Raw genomic sequence first — 26,285 nt, 5'->3', positions numbered from 1 at the left:
AGATGAAAACAAAATTTATCTCAAGAATAAGCGCATATGTTTTCCTGATTGCGATGGCGGTCATCTGGATTATTCCATTAGCCTATGGCGTGTTGACATCGTTTAAATCAGAAATGGAATTAATGACTGCGGGCTTTAAGATTTTACCGATCGAATGGGTGATGACCAACTATACGGAATTGCTGGTGAACAATACCAGTACCCCTTTAGTAAAGTGGTTCTTCAATTCATTATTCATTGCCGTTAGTCATACGCTTTTAGTATTAGTCGTTGTATCGCTATCTTCCTTTGCGTACAGCCGCCTTAACTTTAAAGGGAAAAACCTGCTCTTCTCATTTTTACTTGCAACCATGATGTTTCCAAGCGTTGTAAACCTTATCCCGCTTTATAAAATTGTGGATTTATTTGGTTGGGTCAATACTCCTTTGGCGATGATTGTGCCAGGGGCAGCTGGAGTCTTTAATATCTTTTTAGTGAAGCAGTTTATGGACAACATTCCTAAAGATTTCGATGAAGCGGCGCAAATTGATGGTGCTAGTGAATTTACGATCTTTTTCAAGATTATTTTGCCATTGATTAAACCAGTCTTGTTAGTTGTAGCCTTGTTTGCCTTTACAGGTTCATGGAATGATTTCTTATGGCCTTCAATTGTATTCAATGACATTGAGAAAATGCCAATTACGTCAGGATTACAATTACTGCAAGGGATGTATCAAGCGCAACCAACCTTATTGATGGCCGGGGCTTTGGTCGCAATTATTCCGACTTTTATTCTGTACCTATTTGCGCAAAAATATTTCTTGCAATCAATGTCACTATCAGCTGGAGTGAAAGGATAGGGTATAGATGAATCGTAAAACAGAACGACGACTTATTCGTATCATGGGAATTTGGCAAATTCTAGATGGTCTACTAACGATCATCTTTTATGGACTTATGCCACAAGTTGGTATTACAAACAGTGAAAGTACCTTTGCACAGCTTACTGCAATCAGTGAACAGTTTGGCAGTGTTGCCATATTTATCTGTACGTTTGGCACATTTTTAATCGGACTAGGTATCAGTAATCTGGTGGTCAGCAAACGCTATGTAAAAAATGATCAAATCAATATAAAAGTGGGTGTATTTCTGATTATTCAAGGGATTTTCTCCTATGCAATCCTGGATATTATCAGTTTAGCTCTCGCGATGACCGCAGGAGTCATCCTATTGGCGAAAAATAAAGGAATAAGAAACTACAAAAAAGTGAATGAGAGGCTACATGTATGAGAAGAGAGGAATATCCAAGACCTCAATTAGTGCGAAAAGATTGGCAACTGCTTAACGGCACCTGGGAATTTGTGTTTGATGATCAAAACAATGGCTTGAAAGAGCATTGGTATGCGGATTCTCAAAACTTTGATCGTTCAATTGAAGTACCATTTGTTTACCAATCTGAGCTCAGCGGAATCGGCATGCGCGAGGTTCACGATATCGTTTGGTATCGTCGTGAATTTACCTATGAAAAGGAAACGGCACATCGGTGTCTCCTGCACTTTGGTGCAGTCGACTATCAAGCGGATGTTTATGTGGATGGTCGCTATGTCGGTCGCCATATTGGAGGCCATACATCGTTTCACTTTGATATTACAGACCAGTTGTTAGATGGGGCTGAGCATTGGGTAGCGGTTCGTGCTTGGGACCCACATGAGGATGAGATGATTCCCCGTGGAAAACAATTTTGGGAGCCGGAATCAAGAGGAATTTGGTATACAAATAGCACAGGTATCTGGCAAAGTGTATGGCTAGAAACCGTTCATGAGCATCGCTTGGAAAGTATCAAATTTACGCCAGACGTGGATGAAGGGACGATTGGGATTGAAAGTATCTTTACAGATCAATCCATAGGCGATCAGTATGAGCTTCAGATTTTATTTGATAATAAGCCTATCAGTAAGGAAACGATTACGATTTTTGATACACATTCGTATCGAAAAATTGATTTGTTTGCAAATAAGATTTTTAGAAGTAATTTCCATGACAATGGTTGGACATGGACGCCGGAAACGCCTAATTTATTTGATGTAATTGTCACTTTAATAGCTGAAGGAACTGAGGTAGACCGAGTAGAAAGCTATTTTGGTATGCGTAAAATCCATACTGAAAAGGGAATGGTCTTTCTAAACAATCGTCCTTACTATCAAAAACTAGTTCTAGATCAGGGCTACTGGCCAGAAGGTTTGTTGACTGCCCCTGATGATGAAGCGTTTATTAAAGATATCGAGCTGGCGAAGGAAATGGGCTTTAATGGGTGTCGAAAACATCAAAAAGTAGAAGATCCAAGATTTCTTTATTGGGCAGACAAATTGGGCTATTTAGTTTGGGGAGAGTGTGCTTCCGCGCCAGTTTACTCAAATGAGGCAGTCTCCAACTTAACGAAAGAATGGCTGGAAATCGTAGAACGAGATTACAATCATCCAGCTATCGTAACATGGGTCCCATTAAATGAGAGCTGGGGAGTACCCGATATTCATTTAGATAAACAGCAGCAAAGCTTTTCAGTGGGCATCTACCGCCTGCTCCACGCCTTGGATGCAACACGGCTAGTTATTTCAAATGATGGCTGGGAAATGACGGAAACAGACATTTGCGCTATTCACAATTATAGTCACGGAGCAGCAGATGAAAAGCAGAAATATGAACACTTTAAGAAGATGCTACATGATGTCGAAGGATTGATCGATTTTCCGCCAGGTAAATGGGATACTTTTGCAAAAGGTTTTCATTATGAAGGACAGCCTATTTTGCTAACGGAGTTTGGCGGGGTTGGCTATAAAATAGGTGAACAAGCGGGTTGGGGTTATACCTCCGTTGAAACGGAAACTGATTTTGTTGAAGAATATCAGCGAATTATGACGGCGGTCTATCAATCAGAAGCACTTTGGGGTTTTTGCTATACGCAGCTGACAGATGTTGAACAGGAAATCAATGGTTTGCTGACGTATGACCGTCAACCTAAAACAGAACTAGCGAATATTCGAAAGGCAAATGATGCTTTTCATCCAGAACGAATTTTTATTGGAGAGATTGGAGCGAGCAGAGCATAATGGAAAGAAAAACACACCCACGACCACAGTTTATCCGTGATCACTGGCGATCTTTAGATGGTGAATGGCAGTTCAAATTTGATGATGAAAATAAAGGCATGACCGAGAAGTGGTACACAGGTCTGTCAGACACAAGGTCAATTTTAGTTCCATTTACTTATGAAACAGAAAAAAGTGGGATTCATGAATCTGAGCACCATAGTACTGTCTGGTATGAAACAAATATTGAAATCGAGGAAGTAGCTGACTATACGCTGACCTTTGAAGGTGTTGATTATAAGACGGAAGTTTGGGTCAATGGCCAAATGGTAGGAACACACCAAGGAGCGTACGAACGATTTTCCTTTGATATCAAATCTTATGTCACGGCCGGTAATAATAAAATCGTTGTGCGGGTAACGGATTCAATGGCTTGCGAGCAACCCCGCGGCAAACAACGTTGGTTAAAGGATAACTTCGGTTGCTGGTACGTTCAGACGACTGGAATTTGGAAAACTGTTTGGTTAGAAAAGAGGTTACATGACACACACTTGTCTCAAGTGAAAATGACGCCTAATTTGGACCAGGACCAATTAATCCTTGAACCACAAATTTCCTCTTTACCGTCACAACCAATTACTTTTGAAGCTGAGATTTCTTTCAATGGGCAACTAGTAAATAAATTAACTAGTACACTAAGCCATGAGATGATTTCTTTGCAGATGGATACACGGCTGAAGGAAGACGCTTGTTGGGGTACGAAAGTTTGGTCGCCTGAAGAACCAAACCTTTATGATATTTCTTTCAAACTCTATGAAGGAGATAAGTTGATTGATGCTGTTTCAAGTTATTTCGGTATGCGAAAAATCTCTATTGAAAAGGGTCAGATTTTACTGAACAATCATCAATTGTACCAAAGGTTGATTTTAGATCAAGGCTATTGGCAAGAGTCCGGCATCACGCCGCCATCTGTGGAGGCCTTGGAGCTTGATCTTCAACGCATCAAGGAAATGGGCTACAACGGCTTACGGAAGCATCAAAAGATTGAAGATGAGCGCTTCTTGTATCTTTGTGATAAGGAGGGAATGCTGGTTTGGTCGGAGATGGCGTCAACTTATACCTTTAATGACTTAGCAGTTGAAAACTTTACCGACGAATGGAAACAAATCGTCAAACAACAATATAACCATCCAGCAATCATTACGTGGGTTCCATTTAATGAATCTTGGGGAATCAAAGGAATCGGTCAAGATGCCAAACAGCAGAAATTTACTGAAAGCATCTATTATTTAACGAAGGCGTTAGATGATACCCGCCCGGTCATCACCAATGATGGCTGGGTCCACACTATTTCTGACATTATTACCCTGCATGATTATGAAGAGGTCGGGGAAGTCTTTGCGGCACGTTATGCAGATAAGGATGCAATCCTGGGTAATGAGATTCAATTCAATAAGGATTTCTACGCTTTTGCGGAGGGCTATCAATACAACGGACAGCCTGTTATTATTTCCGAATTTGGCGGTATTGCCTTTACTTCCAATCATGCCGAAGACTGGGGTTATGGCCGTCAAGTAAAAAGTGAAGATGAGTTTATGGAGCGCTTTGATCACATTCATCAGGCAATTCAAGAGTTACCTTATGTGGTTGGCTATTGCTACACACAATTGACGGATGTAGAGCAAGAAGTCAATGGCCTGTTAGACGTACACCGGGAACCAAAAGTTGACTTAGCAAATGTAAAAAAAATAAATGAACGCCGCTTGAAATAACGGCAGAGAAAAGTCTGTTTTGTGAAATTGCAGCGACCTCGAAAAATCTAAATTTTTGAGGCGCTACACACAGAACAGATTTTTTTATTGACATTTTCAGTACCTCGCTTTATTATACTCGTGTAACGAGGTACATCGCGTCAGGAGGTTTGTAATGGAAATCGATAAAGAGGTCTTGCGAGGCTACATTGATCCCATCATTCTCAGTATTCTTTATTCAGAGGATAGTTATGGCTATGATATCGCTAAAAAGGCAAAGGCCAGTAGTCAGGGGACATTTGAATTGAAAGAAGGAACGCTATATGTGGCTTTTAAGCGACTAGAAAAAAATGGCTATATTGTCAGTTATTGGCAGGAAGGCCAGGGAGCCCGGCGCAAGTATTATCACTTGACCGAAAAGGGTCGCGGTTTTGTTCAGCACAAAAAACAAGAATGGCAATTTATCAAGCAATTAATGGATACGTATTATCAAGGAGTGAAGTAAGATGACCGTTTCAGTTGAAACAGAAAAAAATATTAAGAAGTTAGCACAGACAGCCGTGAAAGCCGGGATGGAGCCGACAGATTTGTCCTATCTCGAGCGTGCAGAATTAAAAATGCGCGAACTGCAAAATAAGATTCGCAAGAACATCGCACCAGACCGCTCAGAGGCAATTGAAGAATTAGCACAATATATAGAAGGTTACGTGGAGGAGCAGGTGACGCTTGGTCTTAGTGAAACCGATGCCTTAGCGAAGGCGGAAGCAGTGTTTATCGAGGTTTCGGAGCCAAAACCGGTTTATTCAGAACTTGATGAAGCATCTGCCGAAATAGTCGGCTTATTGTATGGTAGTCGCATGCTGATTGGTTTAGCTTTAGGAGCTTTTTTAGGCATGGTGTTACAGATTTTCTACAATGGCGCCATCCTGGGATTGGCATTTGGACTTATGGTATTGATTGGCACAGTTTTGGGAGTTGGTTTTGGTTTATCAGACCACAGTAAAGTGATGGCGAAACAATAGGGAGGGGTCTAATGACGATTCGTTTAATTGAAACCAAGGATAATGCGACTTTGAAAAAGATTATCCAATCAAGCCTAGCTTCTTTTGGCTTGGATATTCCGGGTACTGCCTATTTTGATCCGGAGCTGGGTAGGTTATCTGACTATTACGCTGCCTCAGAAGGACGGCGTTATTTTGTGTTAGTGAATGAAAAGGACCAGGCAATTGGTGGTGTGGGCGTAGCGGAGTATCAGCTGCCAGGAGCCTCTGAACTACAAAAGTTATATCTCAGTCATGAGGCACGCGGACAAGGCGCCAGCTATCAATTAATGGACCAAGCATTGCTATTTGCTCAAGAAGCCGGTTATGAAACAATCTATTTAGAAACACATCATTTGTTGGTAGGCGCTGTCCAGTTATATGAGAAGCTGGGATTTGACGATATTCCCCAGCCTTCAGTTGTTCAGCATACAACTATGGATCGTTTTTATCGTAAAATGTTATAAACAAAAAAGTCAAAGTAGTTCAGTTTATGGACTACTTTGACTTTTTAGCTAATTATTCAATTAAATCGCCAGCATGAGGACCTGCATCTAATAGATAGATTCGTTCAATCTTCAAAACATTGGCTGCAACTGGAACCGGTAAATTTTTAGAAGCGGTGAAGGTTTTAGCATCTTCGTAAAGAGCATCATCTTGGTGAATTTCGATAGTACCTTCAAAACGGAAGCCTTTAAATGCTTCATGGTCAACCACTGCAACGGCGGCGCGGTAATTATCTTGGACGTTATGCCAAGCTTGTTTGCCGGTATGTTCGTTGTAAATCAAATGCTCATCATCAAGTACCCGCATCGTGCCTTTAGGTCCGACTTGCGGGTTACCTGCTTCATCAGTAGTGGCGAGAAAACTTAATTGTGCTGCTAGCATATCTTTCATAGCGGTTGTCAATGTTGCCATTTTGTCCATCTCCTTAACAAGTTCGGCATCATCTTACCACCATTTAGCTATTTTGCAAAAGAATTGTACTCGACTTAGTCTGGTTGGATGGTTCTCTCTAACGAACCGTCCATTTTATAAATTTTGATTGGCGTGCCTTTATTTTCAGCAATTTCCTGGGCGCGGGTAATTGCCTCTTCTTTGGTATCGTAAAGATTGCTTGCTTTTTCCGCTCCTTCAGAACGCACTGCCCATTGTTTCTCGTGATACTGAACCAACACTGCAGCTGTCAGCAATTTTTCAGCATCTTCCTTAACGTCATGGGTATCATGCTTTGTGGGATTTGCTTTTTTGCTGAAGGCATCTTTTTCCTGCTCAGATGCCTCTGTAAACCACTTTTCAGCTTGTTTTGTCGCAATTGGAATTGCATGGTCCTCTGGATAACCATCTGCTAAGAGGGCGTTACCGATGTCAATCGCCTTCTTGCGGGTTAATTCAGGTAAATTTTTCCACGATGTTGGATAATCTTTCATGTCCCAAGCCATATTTTTGGCCTCCTTATTTTCATTTAGGGGCTGCCCCTTATGTATGGAAAATCAATTTTAGTAATGCCGTCAGTCCGTAGCCATAAACGTAAATCGAGAAGGGCTTGCATAATACAATCGTCAAGATGAACGTCCTAGCACGCATCTTACTAAGCCCTGCAATCATACAAAGCAAATCATCAGGTGCTATCGGAAATAGGATTGCTGCAATAAAGAATCGAGTAAACTTTTTGTTATCGGCGAGATAGCTCATATATTTGTTATAACTCTTTTCAGAAATCAATAGTCGCAATAGCTGGCGTCCAAAGCGGCGAATTAAGAAAAAGGAACTAATCGAACCAAGTACGATACCAATATAGTTGTAAACAAAGCCTAAGGTCGAACCAAAAGCCAAAACGCCAACACTGAGGCTAAAGCCTCCCGGTAAGATAGGAATAATAACCTGGATGATTTGAAAGAAAATAAACAGCAGCGGTCCCCAAACGCCCGCTTCTGAGACAAGATGGTAAAGGGAATTACTGAAGTTTGCCAACCCAAAGTGTAAGATGTAACTAAGCATCAATAGTATCAACAAAGCGCCTAAAACTTTTAGTAGTAGGCGTCCACGCTTGGCTAATTCTTCTTTATCGGTCACAGGCAACACCCACTTTCAGCTTGAAATGAAGCGCAAAATGCAAGCAATTATTTTTCGTTACTTCTATTATAACGATAAAGGCTTTTCTTGAAAAACAAAGTCCTCTCAAATGGCAGATGAGCGTCACGAAAACCTTTCACCTTAAAAAGGAGTATAATTTTTGTGAGGAGGCGGTTTGGATGAAGGATTATCCAATTCATGAACGATTACATATTGGGATGCTGTTGGCGATGGCGGCTGGCGGTTTTGATGCGTATACTTATTTGCAGCACGGAGAAGTCTTTGCAGGTTTACAAACAGGGAACTTAATCTTGCTAGGCATTCACATAGCCAAGGGAGATTTGAGTATTATTGTACGGTATTTAGTGCCGATTTTATCCTTCTTATTAGGGACGATCATTGTACGTTTTGTCCAACAGCGCTTTGAAAAAAGTGACACGCGGCGCAATCGCCAAGTAAGTATTTTGCTTTGGGAAATGCTATTGGTTTTGATTGTGACGGTTGCGGCAGCGCACATTCCTAATATGGCTAGCAGCGCATTAGTCTCACTAGTTGCTGCGGCGCAACTACAAGAATTTCGTAAACTAAAGGGCGGCCCGTTTACCTCTCTAATGATGACCGGTAACCTACGCACGTTGGGAGAAAGCTATTTAGATGCGGTTACCGAGCATAGTGCGAAAGCCCGCGAAAAGGGAAATGATACCTTAGCCATTATTGTAAGTTTTGTGGTAGGGGCTGCGTTGATGGGGTTGATGGTTGCTTGGCTGACAAATGCAGCGATTGTCTTAACTTTAGTGCCATTAGGAATTACAACCTACCTCATTAGTACAAATAAAGCGAAATAGCTAGAGAAGGCAGTTGCTCGTCAACTGTCTTTTTTTTCTGGAGAAAAATGACCTAGAGAACAAGGTGGAATCTTGTTAAGTAAAAGTTTAGTAAATATATTGAATAAATTTACTAAAGGCGTTATAATAGCGCTAACAAAAACATTTTGGAGGTCAAACATGGAGATAAAAACAAGCTTTAAAAAAATTTTTGGGGTAGAAGCAGCTCAGACGTATTTTTCACCGGGACGTATCAATTTAATTGGCGAACACACAGATTATAATGGGGGGCATGTTTTCCCCGCTGCCATTACTTTAGGAACCTATGCAGCGGCTCGTAAACGTGAGGACCAAGTGATTCGTATGTACTCCGAAAACTTCCCCAATTTGGGCATCATTGAGTTCACTTTGGCTGATCTTAGCTACAATAAAACCCATGATTGGACGAATTACCCTAAAGGGATGATCCATTATCTTAAAGAGGACGGTTATACGATTGACCGAGGGATGGATATCTATTTTTATGGTACAATACCAAATGGTGCGGGACTTTCTTCTTCGGCGTCTATCGAATTATTAATGGGCGTAATTTTAGAAGATCTCTTCCAGCTGACTACGAAACGCTTAGATTTGATCATTACGGGAAAACAAGTTGAAAATAAATTCATCGGCGTTAATTCCGGAATCATGGACCAATTCGCAGTTGGTATGGGAAAAAAAGATCATGCCATTTTACTCGACGCGAATACCTTAGATTATGAAATGGTACCAGTAGAATTAGGCGATTACGTGGTCGCTATCATGAATACCAATAAACGTCGGGAACTGGCTGACTCAAAATATAATGAACGTCGTGCTGAGTGCGAAGAAGCCTTAAGTCGTCTACAAACAAAATTAGCTATTCAAACGTTAGGTGATTTGGATGAAGCGACTTTTGAAGCTAACCTAGCATTGATCAATGATGCTACTTTGGAAAAACGCGCGCGGCATGCGGTTTATGAAAATCAACGGACGTTGAAAGCTAAAGCGGCGCTGACTAAGGGTGACTTGGAAACTTTCGGTCTGTTGTTGAATGATTCCCACACTTCTTTGCGGGATGACTATGAAGTAACCGGCATTGAATTGGATACGTTAGTTGCGGCGGCTCAAGGGCAGCCTGGTGTTCTAGGTGCTCGAATGACAGGAGCCGGCTTTGGTGGCTGTGCGATTGCACTTGTACCAGCGACTGAATTTAAAACATTTACTGAAAATGTTGGCAAAATTTATGCAGAAAAAATTAGCTATACAGCTGATTTTTATCAAGCTCGAATCGATGATGGCGCACGAGCTTTATAATCAAGGAGGGAATAGAATGGCAGTTTTAGTTTTAGGTGGAGCCGGTTATATCGGATCCCATGCGGTAGATCAATTAGTAGAAAAAGGATACGAAGTTGTTGTAGTAGACAATCTACAAACTGGGCATGAGGCAGCGATTCGTCCAGAAGCAACTTTTTACCAAGGGGACATCCGCGATAAAGAGTTCATGCGGGAAGTCTTCCAAAATGAAAAAATTGAAGGTGTAATCCATTTCGCAGCCAACTCACTAGTAGGTGAATCCGTTGAAAAACCATTAATGTATTTCAATAATAATGTCTACGGCACACAAATTACCTTAGAAGTCATGCAAGAATTTGGGGTTAACCATATCGTTTTCTCTTCAACTGCAGCAACCTACGGAGAACCTGAAGAAGTGCCTATCAAAGAAACTACGCCAACAAATCCTAAAAATCCTTATGGCGAAAGCAAATTGATGATGGAAAAAATCATGGGTTGGACGAGTGCGGCATCAGATCTACGCTACGTAGCATTGCGGTATTTCAACGTTGCCGGTGCCAAGTCAGATGCGTCTATTGGTGAAGATCATGACCCAGAAACCCATTTAGTTCCAATCATTTTACAAGTAGCCCTTGGTCAAAGAGAACAACTGGCCATTTTTGGCGATGATTATGATACGCCAGATGGCACTTGTATTCGGGATTATGTACAAGTAGAAGACTTGATTGCGGCTCATATCTTAGCGTTAGAGTATTTGAAAAAAGGCGGCGACAGTAACGTCTTTAACCTAGGTAGCAGCCAAGGGTACTCCGTGAAAGAAATGTTAGAAGCTGCCCGTGAAGTCACTGGCAAAGAGATTCCAGCAGTTGTCGCACCACGTCGCGCCGGGGATCCTAGCGTTCTGATTGCAGCTAGTGACAAAGCGAAGGATGTATTAGGTTGGCAGCCTAAGTACGATGACGTAAAGGAAATTATCGGAACTGCGTGGCGTTGGCATGAAAGCCATCCACACGGCTACGAAGAGTAAAGGGATGAAGAAGATGACAATCAGCCAAACTATTGCGGATTTTGCGACGATTGCAATCCGTAACGGCGGTTGGATGGAAATGGACCGCCTCTATTTGCATAATCGCATCTTAGCGCTGATTGGTGAAGATGCGCTTGGTGATTTTGAAGTGCGTGGCGAAGTCGAGCCGCCGCTTGCCTTAATGAAACGCTTGAAGGCGAAGGCTCTTGAAAATGAGCAATTTGCGCCGATCCAATCTCAAATCGAGATTTGGGAAGGTCAAATTATGGATCTGTTGACGCCGCCACCTTCAGTGGTAAATGCGTTATTTGCCCAACATTATGCACAGGATCCTAAAGAAGCGACGGATTACTTTTTTGAGTTAAGCAAAAGTAATGACTACATCAAAACAGAGGCAATTGCGAAAAATATCGTTTTTCCTGCAGCGACACCTTATGGCGAATTAGAGATCACCATCAATCTATCCAAACCGGAAAAAGATCCCAAGCAGATTGCTTTGGAGCGCAACGCCGTTAAGGTGGATTACCCTAAATGTATGTTGTGCATGGAAAATGAGGGTTACAAAGGCCGAGATAATTATCCGGCTCGTACCAATCATCGCATCATTCGTATGAATTTGGCCGGTGAAAGCTGGGGCTTCCAATACTCACCATACGCTTATTACAATGAGCACGCGATTATTTTGTCGGAAGAGCATCGTCCTATGAAAATCAGCCGGGATAGCTTCCGTCGTCTATTGCAAATTATGGATGTGTTTCCCCACTATTTTGTAGGCTCCAATGCGGATCTGCCAATTGTTGGTGGCTCGATTCTTTCCCATGACCATTATCAAGGAGGGCGTCATGAGTTTCCAATGGCCAAAGCAGCTATTGAACGAGGAATTGATTTGCCACTGTTTCCGCAAGTAACTGCCGGTATCGTAAAATGGCCGATGTCCGTTATTCGTTTGAGCAGTGTGGAAAAAGATGCCCTAATCAATGCAGCAGATTATGTATTTGAGCAGTGGAAACGTTATAGCGATGAAAGCTTGTCAATTCAAGCTTTTTCTGAAGACGGGACACCTCATCATACGGTGACGCCGATTGCCCGCAAGCGTGGGAAATTGTATGAGCTAGATTTAGTTTTACGCGACAATAATGTCTCTGCGGAATACCCAGATGGTATTTTCCATCCACATCCAGAAGTTCAACATATCAAAAAAGAAAATATCGGTCTGATTGAAGTGATGGGACTGGCTGTTTTGCCACCACGACTAAAAGAAGAGCTGCAAGAGGTAGAACGCTTCTTACTAGATCAACCCAACTCGATTAAGGACTATCACTTAGCTTGGGCTGAAACGATTAAAACGCAACATGATTTGAATGAAACAAATGTGACAGCGATCTTACAACAAGAGGTTGGCAATGTGTTTGCGCAAGTCTTGGCGGACGCTGGCGTCTTCAAACGTGATGAGGCTGGCCAAGCAGGATTTGATCGGTTTGCGCAGACGTTATAGGAGGCGCTGACGATGGCAACGATTAAGGATATCGCCAATCTGGCGGGCGTTTCCTCCGCAACGGTTTCGCGGGTGCTGAATTATGACCCGGAGCTTGCCGTAGCACAGGAAACCAAGAAAAAAATTTTTGAAATTGCTGAAGAATTGAACTATACCAAGCACAAACGGAACCGCAAGCAACGGGTACGTTTGTATTACACTCAGTGGTTCAATGATTCAGAAGAATTAAACGATTTGTATTACCTATCAATTCGCATGGGAATCGAAAAAAGAGCGGAAGAGCTCCAAATCGAGTTAGTCAAAGGTGCTTTGAATGAGATTCCTCGAGAAGGAATTGATGGCGTGATTGCCTTAGGGAAATTTGGCGATAGCGAGCTTTTGCATTTACGTAAGGACGTCCCCACGCTGATTGTCGATTTTGACGGTTCTGCTAAAGGCTTTGATTCTCTGGTAGTGGATTTTGAAATGGGTGTTCGTCAAGCAATAGAATTCTTTTTGAGTAAAGGTCGAGCAGAAATCGGTATCTTATCTGGGGTAGAACAGGCGAGAGATGGACAAGTTTTACCAGATCAGCGCTTATCCGCCTTTCGTAAGGTGATGTCAGAGCATAAGCTAACGCCTATTTTTGAATTAGAGGCGCCTTTTGATTTAAATGCGGGAAAAGCTGTTTTAGCCGACTACTTGGTAGAGCATACACCACCTGAAGCGATTTTTGCCTCTAGTGATGTTTTAGCGTTAGGGACCATCAATGCGCTCCATGAGGCAGGACTTAAAGTACCAGTGGACGTAGCAGTTATCGGCTTCAATGATGTCAGCGTTGCGAAATATGTTTCACCAGCGTTGACGACGATTCGGGTCTCAACAGAATGGATGGGGGAATTGGCTGTTTCCACTTGTCTGGATTTAATTCAGGAAACGGCACCAGTTTCACGAAAAATCGTGATTGGGACAGAATTGATGATACGAGAATCTGTTTAGCAGAGAAATACGAGCAAGGTTTCATAGCCTTTGCTTGTATTTCTTTTTTATTTTTGTTGTGTGACAATTTGATCTTTGTTTCTTCTCATCATAGACAAGGGGAAGGTGAATTGCTAGAATAAAGGGAAATGATTGTATTATAGAAGGAAAGCGAGGAGAGTCGGGTGGAATATCCTTACACGATCAATATCACCGTCTCCATGGAAGATAATTTAGCCTTTCAAAAGGATTATATATTGAGGGAACGGATGCCATCTTCAAAAAAGATGACCCGTAACATTATTTTGACGATTTTAGGCACGAATCTGATTTTGGCGTTGGTGAATTTTTTATTTACTGGGAATAAAGAGTGGACCTCTGTCTGGTATATTGCTATTGGTGTTTGTACTATTCTAGAACTGATTGCGATGATGTTTGGCAAAGCCCCGTATGCGACCTGGTTTGTTTTGAAGCACAGGGTTAAAAGCCAGGTACAGCGGGCATTTGAGCGGAAGGACTCTTTCAACAATGGTGAACCTAGTCGATTGACCTTTGAAGAAGAAGGCTTAGTGGAGGAAAATAATCGCAATAAGCAGCAGATTGCTTGGGACAATATTCCTTTGATTATTCAAGGGAAGGAACACTTATTTATCTACCTTTCGGAAACGATTGCGTTTATTATTCCTTTGCGACAGCTGACCGCTAATCAGGAGGAAGAGATTCTAGCAATCTTGGATGATAAAGCGCAGGAGTATTTGATTCCATTTTCCAAATAGTAAGCATAATTCTTTCTTTATATAGAACAGTTATTATATAATGACTGTATCTGTGTGAAGGAGGAATTTTTTTGAGTCGGAAACATCGGAATAGTTTGGTTGTATCTTTGGTGATTTTAGCTGTTGAAGTCGCAGTGGTATCTATTTTTGATTACCCCTATTTACCAAAGCTCTATCTGACTTTAACCATCATTCAAGGAGTACTGTTTAGCTATTTTGTTGGGTCAGTCGTTTTCTGGAAGCTTACACGGAAGAAACGTCGTGCTCAAATTATTCCCATAGAAAAAAAGCCGGCTTATCGTAAAGCTGCTTAAAGATGAGGAGTTTATCAACGAATGAAAATGACCGTCAAAGAGCTGATTGCTCATTTAAGTCAATTAGACGAAAATGTCGAAGTGCAAATTCGCGAAAGTGGCGAGTTGCGTCCAGAAATTTTAGATTTGGATGAACACATCGTCTATGAAGAACAAGATCATTTACTGATCATTCAAGCATAAGCTTTAAAGACAGCATTAAATATGCTGAAAACCGATGGCAACGAGCCAAACTCGTTGTCATCGGTTTTTTTGTTAAGGTGTAGCTCGCAGTTGTTTCCGAAATTGTAAAGGCGCGACACCAATACGTTTTTTGAATACATGGTGAAAGGTCTTCACGCTAGCAAAGCCCGTGCGCGCGGCAACCTCGTCCATTGGTAGCTCTTCCGTTCCCAAAATATATTTTGCTTGATTAAGACGGTAGTCCATTAAGTAATGGGAAAAGGACTGCCCAACCATTCGTTTGAAAAAGCGTGAGAAGTAGCTGGGGCTAAAGCCCACAATGGCGGCCGCCTCTTCTTGACTGAAGGGGCGATCATAGTGACGCTCCACGTATTCTAAAATTAAGTTTAATTGTTCGAGACCTTGTTTATTGCGCAATGATTGTCCGGAAGGCTGCGGTGCATCACTTGTTGGCGGTAGTTGATAAATCAGTCGATTGATTTGGTAAAGACCACCAAGCACTCCGTATTGCCAGCCAGATTTTTTTGAGACCTCTTCTTCATGAATTTGTAGAAAGAGCCCGATTAGCTGTTGACGAATCTCTGGCGGCCACTGTTGACTGTGTTTGGCTGCTCGGTCATAAAGCTGTTCCAAGTTTTGTCCAAATTTTTGCTGGACTTCTTGAAAAAGTAACAAATCAAATTGAAAAACTAACCTTCGACTATCAGGAGAAGCAAGGAAAAAATGAGGTTGAGCGCTAGGAAAGAAGAACAAATCGCCTTCTGCTAAAGTGATAATTTCTCCATCAGCCCCAAGATTCACAGTGCCTTCTAAACAATAGATAAATTCTAAATCACGATGCCAATGAGGGTTCGTAATCTCCCATCCCTGGCTGATAAAGCTTCTAAAAGGAAAATCATGTTCGTAATGAGGAATTTCTAAATATAAACTCATGATGAAACCTCCTATTCTTTGATTATACCGTATCTCTTCGATATTAGAACAAAATCCGGGAATTTTTCAGCGTGAAAGTGGGAAGAAACGCAGTAGTTGTTCTCGTATACTAAAGGCATCAAATAAAACGGTTTCAGGAGGTTTATATGACACTTAAAATAGGAATCATTGGTTGTGGTGGAATTGCGAAAGGTAAGCATTTACCAGCATTGGCTGCACAAAAGGAAGTAGAGTTAGTCGCATTCTGTGATTTGATTGTCGAACGAGCTGAGGAAGCACGGGCGGTTTACGGCACTGAAGAGGCCAATGTTTATACTGATTATCAAAAAATGTTAGCGGATACGGAGATGGATGTCATTCACGTCTGCACGCCCAATAACACCCATGCGGAGATCACGATTGCTGCTTTGAAATCCGACCATCATGTGATGTGTGAAAAGCCAATGGCTAAAACGACAGAAGAAGCGAAAGCCATGATTACAGCGGCACAAGAAACAGGAAAAAAATTAACGATTGGTTATCAAAATCGTTTTCGCAAGGACGCGCAATATTTGCACACGGTATGTCGAGAAGATGCGTTGGGAGATATTTATTTCGCTAAAGCACACGCGATTAGACGACGCGCAGTCCCAACCTGGGGTGTCTTTCTTGATGAAGAAGCGCAAGGAGGTGGGCCACTGATTGATATTGGCACCCACGCCTTGGACTTAACCCTATGGATGATGGATAATTATCGTCCTAAATATGTAGTCGGCAAAGCCTACCATAAATTATCCCAACAGGAGAATGCGGCTAATGCTTGGGGACCATGGGATCCAAAGAAATTTACCGTTGAAGATTCTGCCTTTGGCTTTGTGACGATGGAAAATGGCGCAACGATTTTCTTAGAATCCAGCTGGGCCTTAAATAGTCGCGATGTCAAAGAAGCAAAAACCAGTTTATATGGTACCAAAGCTGGCGCTGACATGGATAGCGGCTTGACTATCAATGGGGAAGAACATCAAATGCTGTATGAAAAGGACATTCAGTTACAAGCTGACGGTGTCGATTTCTATGATGGTAGTGATGATAAACCGGAAATCGCTGAGGCGCATGCGTGGATTCAAGCAATTCTAAACGATACCGAGCCGGTAGTTAAATCAGAGGAAGCTTTAGTAGTAACGGAAATTTTAGAAGCAATTTATAAATCTTCAGAGACTGGCGCACCAGTCTACTTATAAAAGAGGAGCGAACAAGATGAAATTAGGCGTTTTTACCCCATTATTTAACGATTTGACCTTTGACGAAATGATTGAAAAGGTCGCAGCTTTAGGTTTAGAAACAGTAGAAATCGGTACTGGCGGGTCACCTGGCGACGCTCACTTAAAAATCGATACGTTGCTAGCCTCAAGTGATGCCCGGAAAGAATATTTAGCCAAGTTAGCTGATAAAGGTTTAACCATCTCAGCACTCAGCTGCCACCATAATCCTATTTCACCAGTCCCACAAGTAGCGGCAGAAGCAGATGAATTGTTGCGTAAAACAATCAAGTTAGCTTCGCTAATGAATGTGCCAGTAGTCAACGGTTTCTCTGGTGTTTCAGGTGGCAACGAGACGGATACTCAAGTAAACTGGCCGGTCTTGCCGTGGCCAACGGAGTACAGTGACAATTATGAGTTCCAATGGGAAAAACGTTTGATTCCTTATTGGAAGGGGATCAACACAGAGGCTGAAGCAGCCGGTATCAAAATTGGTATCGAGTTACACGGTGGTTTCTTAGCTCATACGCCGTACACCATGTTGCGTCTGCGAGAAGCAACGGGTAAAGCAATTGGTTGTAACCTAGATCCAAGTCACTTATGGTGGCAAGGGATTGATCCAGTAGCCGCTATCAAGATTTTAGGCGATGCCGGCGCAATCCATCATTTCCACGCCAAGGATACGTATCTAGATCAAGACAATATTAATATGCACGGCTTAACGGATATGCAACCTTATACGGATGTGAAAACTCGGGCTTGGACCTTCCGCTCTGTTGGTTGCGGGCATGATTTAGGTGTCTGGTCCGATATGGTTTCTGCCTTACGTTTGTATGGTTATGATTATGTATTGAGCATTGAACACGAAGATCCGTTGATGTCAGTTGACGAAGGCTTACAACGGGCCGTGACGAATTTACGTTCCGTGATGATTCATGATCAACCAGCTAATATGTGGTGGGTCTAAGGAGGGCGTAGTATGCCGATTCGTTTTGCGATAATCGGGTATGGAGGTATGGGTTCCTACCATGTCCAAGAATTGATGGCCAAAGAAACTGCAATTGAAGTAGCTGGTATTTATGATATTGATCCGCAAGCGCTGGCGAAGGCGACAGCTCAAGGACTGAAAACTTTTGCCTCTTACGAAGAAGCTTTGGCTGATGAAACGGTGGAAGCCGTCTTGATTGCGACGCCTAATGATTCTCACAAAGCGTTAGCTATTCAAGCCTTAACGGCTGGTAAACATGTCGTGTGCGAAAAGCCAGTGACGCTTTCAACTGCCGAGCTATCTGAAGTATTAGAAGTAGCCAACAAAACCCAAAAGGTATTTATGGTTCATCAAAATCGGCGCTGGGATCCTGATTTTCTGATTGTCAAACGCCTCGTAGAAGAACGGCAAATTGGTGAAATCGTACAGCTTGAATCTCGCGTGCAGGGGGCCAATGGGATTCCTGGCGATTGGCGTCACCTTAAACAACACGGCGGAGGTATGCTTTTAGATTGGGGCGTACATCTCTTTGACCAAATCATGTGGCTCAGCCAAAGTCCCCTAAAAGAAATTCGGACCGATTTAAGTTATATTTTAGGCGATGAAGTCGATGACGGCTTCCACAGCTATTTGATTTTTGAAGACGGTTTACGCGTGGTTATTGAGGTTGGTACGAGTAATTATACGAAGCTACCACGTTGGTATATTAAAGGCCTGTCTGGTACGGCACGGATTGATGATTGGGATTTATCTGGTGAAATTATTAAGGCCACAGGTTCCAAAGAAAAGGTGCCACGTCCCATTCAAGCCGGTGTTGGTTTGACCAAGACCATGGCGCCACCTTCTGAGGAAGCAGCCGAAGCTATTAGCTTTCCAGAGGTCCCGTCAACAACTTCCTTCTATCAGAATTTTTATGATGTAGTCCGTAATGACGCAGAACCAGTTGTGAAAAATGAAGAAGTGTATCAAGTATTAGCCATGCTAGAAACGATTCTGACCGAGGCAGAGAGTCATTATGAGTCTGCGGCCACCACTATCACAAAATAAAAGAAAAACCGCGTCCCATCAACGAGCCAAGAGCTAGTGATGAGACGCGGTTTTTTTAACGATAATTGGTAAATTGTAACTCAACTGGTAGTTCAGTATCCCGCAACAACGCAATTACTTTTTGCAGATCATCACGATTTTTTCCAGTAACACGAATTTGATCTTCTTGAATCTGAGCTTTGACTTTCAAGCCAGACTTTTTGATGGCTGTCGTAATGATTTTAGCATTTTCCTTATCTAAGCCGCTAATCAAGTCGCCGGTTTGACGAGCAGTTCCGCCTAGGGCATGTTCACTTTCGGAAAAGTGAATGTTTTTAATAGGCACGCCGCGTTTTACCAGTTTAGAGAACAGCACATCTTTCACTTGTTCAACTTTATAGTCATCATTTGAGGTAACGATTAATTTACCATTATCCATCTTGATTTCAACGAGTGAATCCTTGAAATCAAAACGATTTTTCAATTCTTTTTCAGTTTGTTGAATCGCATTTTTGACTTCTTCCATATTGATCTCTGAAACGATATCAAAGCTTGCATCTTTTGCCATTATCTTCCCTCCCTGTATTTATCCTAACACGAAACCGCTTTTCTTAAAAGTTCCGAACAATCCGTTTATTTTTGGCGATTTAAGCACGAAAATTACTTTTCTTTTTAAAAGGAAACTGCTATTCTTAGTGAGAATTCTAGTGGGGGGTCAAGCTATGACACAATTAAAGCAGTTTTATCAAAAAAATGAATTTTTAAAACGCGTACTGGTAATGCTCTTTACCGGCATCACCGCTGCGATTGGATTGAATTTTTTCTTGATTCCCGCCAAGGTTTTTTCTGCCGGCATGAATGGGGTCGCACAGATCATTGCCTCCTTGCTTTACACATACCTTCATGTCAGCGTTGATACTGGTTTGTTTATTCTACTATTGAATATTCCTATTGCACTGCTAAGTTTTTGGAAGCTAGGGAAATCCGCAACCATCTATAGTTTTGTGAATGTTGTCGGCATTTCGCTTTTTACAATGATTATCCCCATCGTCACGATTAGTACGAATCCCTTGATGAATGCGATCGTGGGTGGAGTGTTAGTGGGGGTCGGTGCTGGACTTTCTTTGAAATATGGCTTTACCACTGGTGGTATGGACGTGCTGTCTTTGATATTATCTAAAACGACAGGGCGGACTGTGGGCAACTATATGTTCATGTTAAATGCGCTGATCGTAGTAGGTGCGGGCTTTCTCTTTAACTGGGAAAGTGCTTTATACACGATTATCTCTATCTACTGCTTAACACAGGTAGTGGATATGATTCACACAAGTCATCAAAAAGTCACAGCGATGATTGTGACCACCAGACCTGACGAAGTGGCTAGCGCCATTTCGCAACAGCTAGTGCGGGGGATGACCTTGCTGCCATCCATTGGCGGTTTTTCAAAGCAAGAAGGCCGCATGATCATGATGGTAGTGACGCGTTATGAGCTGTACGATTTGGAGCAAATTATTTTAACGGTGGACGAAAATGCCTTCATGAATATCGTTCCTACTCAAACGGTTGTGGGTCGGTTTGCCAATGAAGACGAGCAACAAGTCTACCGCATGACAGGAAGTTTCCCGGAAATCAAACGTAAATACAGATAATGATTAAAAGATTGGGACAGAAGCGTCTATTCGGATAGAAGGAATATGAGTCTGGGACGTAAATCCCAACTTCAGCTAAAAACAGGGATCAAAATCGCAAAAGTGATTTTGATCCCTGTTTTTTTGGCTTGATTTATTTTTTGTACCCTTACTCTGTTTCCTAATGCTAGTGAGTATCGTAAAGTACGGTTGGCACATTCGCCAGTAAAGGACTGAGAGTGCCATTGGTAAAGAGAATCAGTTCATGCATAGCTCGGGTAGCCAACGTATAGAGAATCAGCTGATCTTGCTCATTCTGATAGTTTTTAGCATTCGCATCCCAAACAATGACCCGGTCAAATTCCAACCCCTTCGCTAAATAGGCGGGAATGATCATTTGATTCTTTTTCATATGCAAATTTTCTGAAGTAATCAGTTGTACCTCGTCCCCAATCAGGCGTTCGTAAAGGGCTACAGCTTCTTCCGTTGTTTTCGTCAAAATAGCAGTTCGTAAGCTATTTTCTTTCAGTACCGACTGTAATTGTTGGATGCTTGTTGTTACATCAGTTGTTTGATAAAGACGCGGCAGTCCTCCGGTACGGGCAGTGACGTTGACTTGGTCATCCTCTGATAGCAGTTCGTTGGCAAAATTAGTGATCTCTGCTGTTGAGCGATAACTAGTTGTTAATTGGATTTGCGTCAATTCCTGTGTGAAGAGTTCGCTTAACGAGCCTAAAATGGATTGATTTCCTAAAATACGTTGATTCAAGTCACCACACAAGGTGTAATTACTTCGCGGATATAGATGTAGTAACAGTCCTAATTGTGCAGGCGTAAAGTCTTGCATCTCATCAATAAAAATGAAACGCGCTTTTTGACGAATATGCACCGGCCGAACTTGCTTCATTAGATAGAAGAACAGGGTACTATCAGCAACACTTAATTGATTTAAGCTCAAACGCCGTTTTGTTTCGGTGATTTCCGTTTGCCAAAGTTCGCTATCAATTGCCAAACCATTTAAGAAGCGTTCATTTCCGATGGTTTCTAAGAAATGTAGGTATTGGCGTTTGACTTGGATAAAGGTAAACTGGCGGATTTGTCGCCGAATTTTCTTGAATTTTTGTCCTACTAGTTGCATGGCGATACGGCGACGCAATTTTCGTTCGCTTTTTTCACTACCATCAAAGGACTTGTCCTCACTGGCAATCTCCATAGCCAATGTTTCGACTTGATCTTTGACCCAATCTTTCTTGGCCTCGTCTTTTTCTAGACCCGCTAATTTTTTCAATAATTTTTCTTGCAGCATGGTGATTCGTTGATAAACCGCCAGCTGAGGATTCGTTTCTTGGTACCAGCGCCGAATTTGCTGTTTGCTGATCACCACATTCTGATCCAGCTTCAAGTCGGCAAATAAAGGTCCCATCTCCTTGATTTGTTGGATATACCAATCCACGGCCCGTAAACTACGTGCCGTATGCTTGAAGTTTGCAACCGGGTTTTCTTTGCCGCTTAGAAAGGTCGCTTCCAAATCAGCTTCGGTTTCAATCTCCATCTTAGGCAGTAATTGCTGAATGTAGCTTTGGAAGGTTTGTGTCGGGATTTCTGACTCACCTAAAGAAGGCAACACAGTCGAAATATAATCCGAAAATAGCCGGTTAGGGGAGAAGAGGAGCACTTCTTCAGCGTTCAACCATTTGCGGTTACGATACAGGAGAAATGCGACCCGTTGCAATAACGCGGAGGTTTTACCACTACCGGCAATCCCTTCAATCAGCATCACTTTACTAGTAGTATCGCGAATGATTTTATTCTGTTCCTTTTGAATCGTTGCGACGATATTTTTCATATGGGTGGTGGAAGATTCATCTAAAACTTCTAAAAGCATCGTGTCCCCAATCATTTCATTGGTATCTACCATCGATTTGATTTGACCCGCTTCGATTTTGAATTGACGTTTTAGTAGTAACTCAACCCAGTGTTTTTCATCAGATTCATAATAGGCTTGGCCTAACTCACCTTCATAATAAAGATTGGAGATGGGGGCGCGCCAGTCAACGATTAACGTTTCTTGCGCCTGATCGCGCAAAGAGGCGATGCCAATATAAAGTGTTTCGGGGCCATCATCTTCGGCAAAATCAATCCGCGCAAAATAAGGGTTTGGTTCCATAACCGCTAAAGTGTTCAGTCGTTTTTGCTGAGACTGTACTTGATGTTTTTGAATCAGCATCTCATTTTCATGTTGGCGTATCTCTAAAGATGTTTCATATAAAGCTTCGTCAGAGCCGGCACGAAAATTGATTTCGCTGGCTTGTTTGGCTTGTGCTTGGGCTTTTTCAGTCGATTGTTGCTCTTCTGCCCGCAGATTTTTCATTTCTTGACGAATCTGGGTAATGGTGTCATCTAAATGGTGTTGTTCTAGTTCTCTTGGTGTCATGCTTTAACCTCCCTTAATAAACAGGACGAATAATTATAGCACAGTTTTTGATAAGGAGCGAGGTATGGTGATTCGATTTAAGCAAACTATGACTAGTGAGGTATTTTGCGATAGTCATTCTAAATAAAAACATTTTGATAAAGTGAAAAGAGGGTTATTTTACGCGATAGTTGAAAGCCTATTTCTCAATTAGCTACGGAGGATTTCTCATTTACAAATAACGTAAAACAAGGTATGATAGGGAAGAATTAAATGAAGGAGTGAGCAAAGATGAGTGAAGCAGCATGGAGCCCTGAAGAGATCGAGTCCATTAAAGAACGCATCTTAACAGCTTTAGAAACCGTAATTGACCCAGAACTAGGAATTGATATTGTCAACCTAGGTTTAATATATGAAATCGATTTTGCTGAAACTGGCGACACCGTAATCAAAATGACATTGACTACCATGGGTTGCCCGTTAGCCGATATCTTAACGGATTCAATCCACGATGCACTAAAAGAAGTCCCAGAAGTGACCAACGTCGATGTGAAATTAGTTTGGTATCCAGCTTGGACGACTGATAAAATGAGTCGTTATGCACGGATTGCGTTGGGGATCAGATAGTAGCAATTTGTGATGCTACAATTTTTAACGATTGCCTATAAGCACCACTATCAACTTTTTAACGGTTGATAGTGGTGCTTTTTTTGCGGGATAGTCTATCTGAGAAACGAATTTTTGAAATCATTTCTAAGCTGTGTTAAGAAAATAATGCATTATATTTGACTATACTGTGTATCACACAATATAATGTTAATGAAAACATGATACCAGAATAATGAAGAGCAAGTATGAGAGGAGTTAGTCGTATGGAATCAACCATTTTACATTCTTTTTTAACAGAATTACGGCGCGGCTCTTTGACGTTAATTGTACTTGGTGCATTATTTGAACCGCATTATGGTTATGATTTGTTGGAGATTCTAAAAGAAAAAGGTGTCACTATTGAAGCAAACACGCTGTACCCGTTGCTGCGTCGTTTGGAAAAACAAGGGTTGCTAGAGAGTACTTGGGATACTACCGAAACGCGCCCCCGGAAATATTATCAAATCAACGAAACTGGTGAAAATGTCTTTAAAGAACTTTTTGTGGAATCAGAAAAGCTGCAAAATAGTATTAAACGAATTCAGCAAGGCACGAAATAGTTGCTCAGGCAGAGGTGGAAAAGGAGTAGTTCAAGATGAAATGGATCGAATACTATATTGAAGCCGTCATAAGCCAATTGCCGAAAAAGGATCAAATAGAAGTTAAGAATGAATTGTTGAGTAATATTTTAGATATGTTGCCACCGGAGCCCACTGAAGAAGAAGTCAAAGCATTGTTACTGGAGCTAGGGAGTCCTGCCGAGTTGGCCCAAAAATATCGACAAAAACCTAATTATTTAATTGGCCCGCAAGTTTACCCTGGTTATATTAGTGCCTTAAAAATTATTTTGCCAATCGCAGCGATAGCGGGAACCATTTTCGGTGGCATCACAGCCTTCGTTAGTGGGGACGTAACTGAACTGAGTCTCAGAACTTTACCAGAACTATTAGCAAAAATGATTTCAGTCGGGCTACCTTTTACTCTGATTGCACTTTTTTGGACTAGCTTTGGCTTTGTGGTTGCTGAGCGGACAGGGACTTTTAAAAAGGGACAACATTGGCAAACGGCTGACCTGATGAAGTTAGCGCAAAAACAGACCATTTCTTTCGGAGATAGTCTAGCTGAACTAATCATCGTCTTATTTATGATTGGCTGCGTACTTTGGTCGTTGCTGAATCATTTTCACTGGCTAGATTTGATTTTGGCAGATCGCCGTATTCCAATTTTCACTGGTTCCTTTTTACAAATGGCAGCTCTCCTCATACTGCTTTTGTGCGTCGGTGAAATCGTCGTCATTGCGTTGAAAATGACTTATCGACGTTGGCGTTTGCCGGTCTGTCTCGCAAGCATCATTGTTTCGTTAGTGTCATTGGTATGCTGGGTTATCGCCCTAAGTCGAAAAGAAATGTTCACTGCCGAATTCTTGGACTATCTAAGCACGGCTGAATGGACGAGCCATTCTCAACTAAGTTGGCTTCGGGATTTTAGTGCTAATGGTGGCTTACCAGAGAAGGCTTTCCAAATACTCGTTGCGTTAGCGGTATTAGGCACAGTTATAAGTATTCTTCATACAATCTATCAAGGTCGGAAAGAAAGACGCAGCTCCTTGACTGCCTGATTAATTTACTTAATAGCACTAGTAAACTAAGATTAGTTTACTAGTGCTATTTTTTGTAAGAAAAAAACAGTTATAATGTCCTAGTACATACACAATAGACAGGAGATGCTACCATGATTGATTCTGCAGAGATACTAATGAAATTATCCAAACAAAAAATAAATTACGATAAAGTATTGCGTAAAATGATTGATCAGTGGCAGCAAGCCGCAGAACGTCCCAGCATTTTGATTCATAGCTGTTGTGCTCCCTGTAGCACATATACGTTAGAGTTTTTGACGGAACACGCGGATGTCACGATTTATTTTGCTAACTCCAATATTTATCCAAAGAGTGAGTATCAGCGGCGCGCATTAGTTCAGAAAAAATTTGTATATGACTTTAACGCAGCTACGAGCAATAATGTTGGCTTTATTGAAGCACCTTACGAACCTAATGAGTTTATTAAAGTCATGCGGGAAAAAGAATTGACCCAAGAGGCAGAAGGCGGCAAACGCTGTACTGCCTGTTTTCAAATGCGTCTTGATTTAGTTGCTGAGCAAGCACTTGAAAGGGGATTTGATTATTTTGGGAGTGCTTTAACTATTTCTCCTAAAAAGGATGCTGATGTAATTAATCAAATCGGCTTGGATATTCAAAAAATCTATGATGTTAATTACTTACCTAGTGATTTCAAAAAGAATAATGGTTATCAACGATCAATCCAAATGTGTAAAGAATATGATGTTTATCGCCAATGTTACTGCGGTTGCGTCTTCGCCGCTAAACAACAGGGAATTGATTTGAAACAGGTTAATCAAGAAGCAAAAGCCTATGTTCAAGCGCATCAGGAGGAAACTATCGTTTAATTGAAAGACAAAAACTCTCTGCTAAAAGTGGAGATTTTTTTGCAGATTTAGTCGCTGTTAAAGACGGCAGCTGGCTATTCTTTCACAACGCTTTCAGTTGGTTCTCTGGTATAGCTCTGTTAT

General features: G+C 41.8%; 29 protein-coding genes. 23 read left to right on the top strand and 6 right to left on the bottom strand.

Annotated features, from left to right (window positions below; all coding sequences use genetic code 11):
• The first annotated feature begins 2 nt into the window (after positions 1–2).
• The 7 genes from ECA01S_RS01680 (at position 3) to ECA01S_RS01650 (ending at position 6,323) form a co-directional block, all read left to right on the top strand.
• Positions 3–839, top strand: coding sequence for a carbohydrate ABC transporter permease (locus ECA01S_RS01680; RefSeq protein ID WP_067390119.1), 837 nt, complete (start codon positions 3–5; stop codon positions 837–839).
• A gap of 7 nt (positions 840–846) precedes the next feature.
• Positions 847–1,269: a hypothetical protein gene (locus ECA01S_RS01675; RefSeq protein ID WP_067390116.1), complete on the top strand. Its 423-nt coding sequence runs from the start codon at positions 847–849 to the stop codon at positions 1,267–1,269.
• Positions 1,266–3,086 (top strand): glycoside hydrolase family 2 protein, encoded by a 1,821-nt coding sequence (locus tag ECA01S_RS01670; RefSeq protein WP_067390113.1) that lies wholly within the window; start codon positions 1,266–1,268, stop codon positions 3,084–3,086. Before ECA01S_RS01675 ends, ECA01S_RS01670 begins: the two co-directional genes overlap by 4 nt.
• Positions 3,086–4,837: a glycoside hydrolase family 2 protein gene (locus ECA01S_RS01665; protein WP_067390109.1), complete on the top strand. Its 1,752-nt coding sequence runs from the start codon at positions 3,086–3,088 to the stop codon at positions 4,835–4,837. The genes ECA01S_RS01670 and ECA01S_RS01665 overlap by 1 nt, the downstream gene beginning before the upstream one ends.
• 154 nt (positions 4,838–4,991) lie before the next feature.
• Positions 4,992–5,321 carry a PadR family transcriptional regulator gene (locus ECA01S_RS01660; RefSeq protein WP_067390106.1) on the top strand — a complete coding sequence of 110 codons (330 nt, stop codon included), beginning with the start codon at positions 4,992–4,994 and terminating at the stop codon, positions 5,319–5,321.
• Between the two features lies 1 nt (position 5,322).
• A complete protein-coding gene (locus tag ECA01S_RS01655; protein ID WP_067390103.1) occupies positions 5,323–5,838 on the top strand; it encodes a hypothetical protein in 516 nt (171 codons plus the stop codon).
• 11 nt (positions 5,839–5,849) lie between these two features.
• Positions 5,850–6,323 carry a GNAT family N-acetyltransferase gene (locus tag ECA01S_RS01650; protein ID WP_067390100.1) on the top strand — a complete coding sequence of 158 codons (474 nt, stop codon included), beginning with the start codon at positions 5,850–5,852 and terminating at the stop codon, positions 6,321–6,323.
• Positions 6,324–6,375: 52 nt separating this feature from the next.
• Here ECA01S_RS01650 and ECA01S_RS01645 read toward each other — a convergent pair whose 3' ends face one another.
• From ECA01S_RS01645 to ECA01S_RS01635, 3 genes are all read right to left on the bottom strand, one after another.
• Complete coding sequence (locus ECA01S_RS01645) at positions 6,376–6,774, bottom strand: pyridoxamine 5'-phosphate oxidase family protein (RefSeq protein ID WP_067390097.1); 399 nt, start codon at positions 6,772–6,774, stop codon at positions 6,376–6,378.
• A 74-nt stretch (positions 6,775–6,848) separates the two neighbouring features.
• Positions 6,849–7,298 carry a DUF2188 domain-containing protein gene (locus ECA01S_RS01640; RefSeq protein ID WP_067390095.1) on the bottom strand — a complete coding sequence of 150 codons (450 nt, stop codon included), beginning with the start codon at positions 7,296–7,298 and terminating at the stop codon, positions 6,849–6,851.
• A gap of 37 nt (positions 7,299–7,335) precedes the next feature.
• Positions 7,336–7,932: a TVP38/TMEM64 family protein gene (locus ECA01S_RS01635; protein WP_067390092.1), complete on the bottom strand. Its 597-nt coding sequence runs from the start codon at positions 7,930–7,932 to the stop codon at positions 7,336–7,338.
• Between the two features lie 179 nt (positions 7,933–8,111).
• Here ECA01S_RS01635 and ECA01S_RS01630 point away from each other — a divergent pair, with 179 nt between their 5' ends.
• The 8 genes from ECA01S_RS01630 to ECA01S_RS14100 all read left to right on the top strand — a co-directional run bounded on the left by ECA01S_RS01630 (position 8,112) and on the right by ECA01S_RS14100 (position 14,822).
• Positions 8,112–8,777: a YoaK family protein gene (locus tag ECA01S_RS01630; protein WP_067390091.1), complete on the top strand. Its 666-nt coding sequence runs from the start codon at positions 8,112–8,114 to the stop codon at positions 8,775–8,777.
• 159 nt (positions 8,778–8,936) lie between these two features.
• Positions 8,937–10,091 carry a galactokinase gene (locus tag ECA01S_RS01625; protein ID WP_067390089.1) on the top strand — a complete coding sequence of 385 codons (1,155 nt, stop codon included), beginning with the start codon at positions 8,937–8,939 and terminating at the stop codon, positions 10,089–10,091.
• A 16-nt stretch (positions 10,092–10,107) separates the two neighbouring features.
• Positions 10,108–11,097, top strand: coding sequence for a UDP-glucose 4-epimerase GalE (galE, locus tag ECA01S_RS01620; RefSeq protein WP_067390086.1), 990 nt, complete (start codon positions 10,108–10,110; stop codon positions 11,095–11,097).
• 13 nt (positions 11,098–11,110) lie between these two features.
• Positions 11,111–12,592 (top strand): UDP-glucose--hexose-1-phosphate uridylyltransferase, encoded by a 1,482-nt coding sequence (gene galT, locus ECA01S_RS01615; RefSeq protein ID WP_067391079.1) that lies wholly within the window; start codon positions 11,111–11,113, stop codon positions 12,590–12,592.
• Positions 12,593–12,604: 12 nt separating this feature from the next.
• Positions 12,605–13,570, top strand: a complete 966-nt coding sequence (locus ECA01S_RS01610; RefSeq protein ID WP_067390083.1) for a LacI family DNA-binding transcriptional regulator — start codon at positions 12,605–12,607, stop codon at positions 13,568–13,570.
• A gap of 164 nt (positions 13,571–13,734) precedes the next feature.
• The gene (locus tag ECA01S_RS01605) at positions 13,735–14,325 is read left to right on the top strand and encodes a YcxB family protein (protein WP_067390080.1); all 591 of its coding nucleotides are present in this window, start codon (positions 13,735–13,737) and stop codon (positions 14,323–14,325) included.
• A gap of 71 nt (positions 14,326–14,396) precedes the next feature.
• Complete coding sequence (locus tag ECA01S_RS01600) at positions 14,397–14,639, top strand: hypothetical protein (protein WP_067390077.1); 243 nt, start codon at positions 14,397–14,399, stop codon at positions 14,637–14,639.
• Positions 14,640–14,660: 21 nt separating this feature from the next.
• Positions 14,661–14,822: a hypothetical protein gene (locus tag ECA01S_RS14100; RefSeq protein WP_157490280.1), complete on the top strand. Its 162-nt coding sequence runs from the start codon at positions 14,661–14,663 to the stop codon at positions 14,820–14,822.
• Positions 14,823–14,894: 72 nt separating this feature from the next.
• Here the strand turns inward: ECA01S_RS14100 and ECA01S_RS01595 are convergent, their stop codons facing one another.
• Positions 14,895–15,755, bottom strand: a complete 861-nt coding sequence (locus ECA01S_RS01595) for an AraC family transcriptional regulator (RefSeq protein ID WP_067390074.1) — start codon at positions 15,753–15,755, stop codon at positions 14,895–14,897.
• A 146-nt stretch (positions 15,756–15,901) separates the two neighbouring features.
• On the opposite strand from ECA01S_RS01595, the gene ECA01S_RS01590 reads away from it, so the two are divergent.
• Genes ECA01S_RS01590 through ECA01S_RS01580 form a run of 3 tightly spaced genes read left to right on the top strand, consistent with a single transcriptional unit; the run spans position 15,902 to position 19,028 of the window.
• Positions 15,902–16,975, top strand: a complete 1,074-nt coding sequence (locus tag ECA01S_RS01590; RefSeq protein WP_067390071.1) for a Gfo/Idh/MocA family protein — start codon at positions 15,902–15,904, stop codon at positions 16,973–16,975.
• A 16-nt stretch (positions 16,976–16,991) separates the two neighbouring features.
• Entirely contained in the window at positions 16,992–17,960 is a 969-nt protein-coding gene (locus ECA01S_RS01585; RefSeq protein WP_067390068.1) for a sugar phosphate isomerase/epimerase family protein, read from the top strand.
• Positions 17,961–17,972: 12 nt separating this feature from the next.
• Positions 17,973–19,028 (top strand): Gfo/Idh/MocA family oxidoreductase, encoded by a 1,056-nt coding sequence (locus ECA01S_RS01580; protein ID WP_067390065.1) that lies wholly within the window; start codon positions 17,973–17,975, stop codon positions 19,026–19,028.
• Between the two features lie 55 nt (positions 19,029–19,083).
• Here ECA01S_RS01580 and ECA01S_RS01575 read toward each other — a convergent pair whose 3' ends face one another.
• The gene (locus ECA01S_RS01575; RefSeq protein ID WP_067390063.1) at positions 19,084–19,575 is read right to left on the bottom strand and encodes a YajQ family cyclic di-GMP-binding protein; all 492 of its coding nucleotides are present in this window, start codon (positions 19,573–19,575) and stop codon (positions 19,084–19,086) included.
• 154 nt (positions 19,576–19,729) lie between these two features.
• On the opposite strand from ECA01S_RS01575, the gene ECA01S_RS01570 reads away from it, so the two are divergent.
• Positions 19,730–20,656, top strand: coding sequence for a YitT family protein (locus ECA01S_RS01570; RefSeq protein ID WP_067390060.1), 927 nt, complete (start codon positions 19,730–19,732; stop codon positions 20,654–20,656).
• A 166-nt stretch (positions 20,657–20,822) separates the two neighbouring features.
• On the opposite strand, the gene helD is transcribed toward ECA01S_RS01570, so the two are convergent.
• Complete coding sequence (gene helD / locus ECA01S_RS01565; protein WP_067390057.1) at positions 20,823–23,069, bottom strand: RNA polymerase recycling motor HelD; 2,247 nt, start codon at positions 23,067–23,069, stop codon at positions 20,823–20,825.
• A gap of 270 nt (positions 23,070–23,339) precedes the next feature.
• Here helD and ECA01S_RS01560 point away from each other — a divergent pair, with 270 nt between their 5' ends.
• From ECA01S_RS01560 to ECA01S_RS01545, 4 genes are all read left to right on the top strand, one after another.
• Positions 23,340–23,675, top strand: coding sequence for a metal-sulfur cluster assembly factor (locus tag ECA01S_RS01560; protein ID WP_067390054.1), 336 nt, complete (start codon positions 23,340–23,342; stop codon positions 23,673–23,675).
• A 245-nt stretch (positions 23,676–23,920) separates the two neighbouring features.
• Positions 23,921–24,256, top strand: coding sequence for a PadR family transcriptional regulator (locus ECA01S_RS01555; RefSeq protein WP_067390051.1), 336 nt, complete (start codon positions 23,921–23,923; stop codon positions 24,254–24,256).
• 35 nt (positions 24,257–24,291) lie between these two features.
• On the top strand, positions 24,292–25,314 hold the full coding sequence (locus ECA01S_RS01550) for a hypothetical protein (protein WP_067390048.1): 1,023 nt from the start codon (positions 24,292–24,294) through the stop codon (positions 25,312–25,314).
• Positions 25,315–25,427: 113 nt separating this feature from the next.
• Positions 25,428–26,162, top strand: a complete 735-nt coding sequence (locus tag ECA01S_RS01545; RefSeq protein WP_067390046.1) for an epoxyqueuosine reductase QueH — start codon at positions 25,428–25,430, stop codon at positions 26,160–26,162.
• Positions 26,163–26,285: the final 123 nt, after the last annotated feature.

The organism is Enterococcus canis NBRC 100695, from assembly GCF_001544375.1.
In the GTDB taxonomy this organism is placed as follows: Bacteria; Bacillota; Bacilli; order Lactobacillales; family Enterococcaceae; genus Enterococcus_H; species Enterococcus_H canis.
This window is presented reverse-complemented; position numbering and strand designations above follow the sequence as displayed.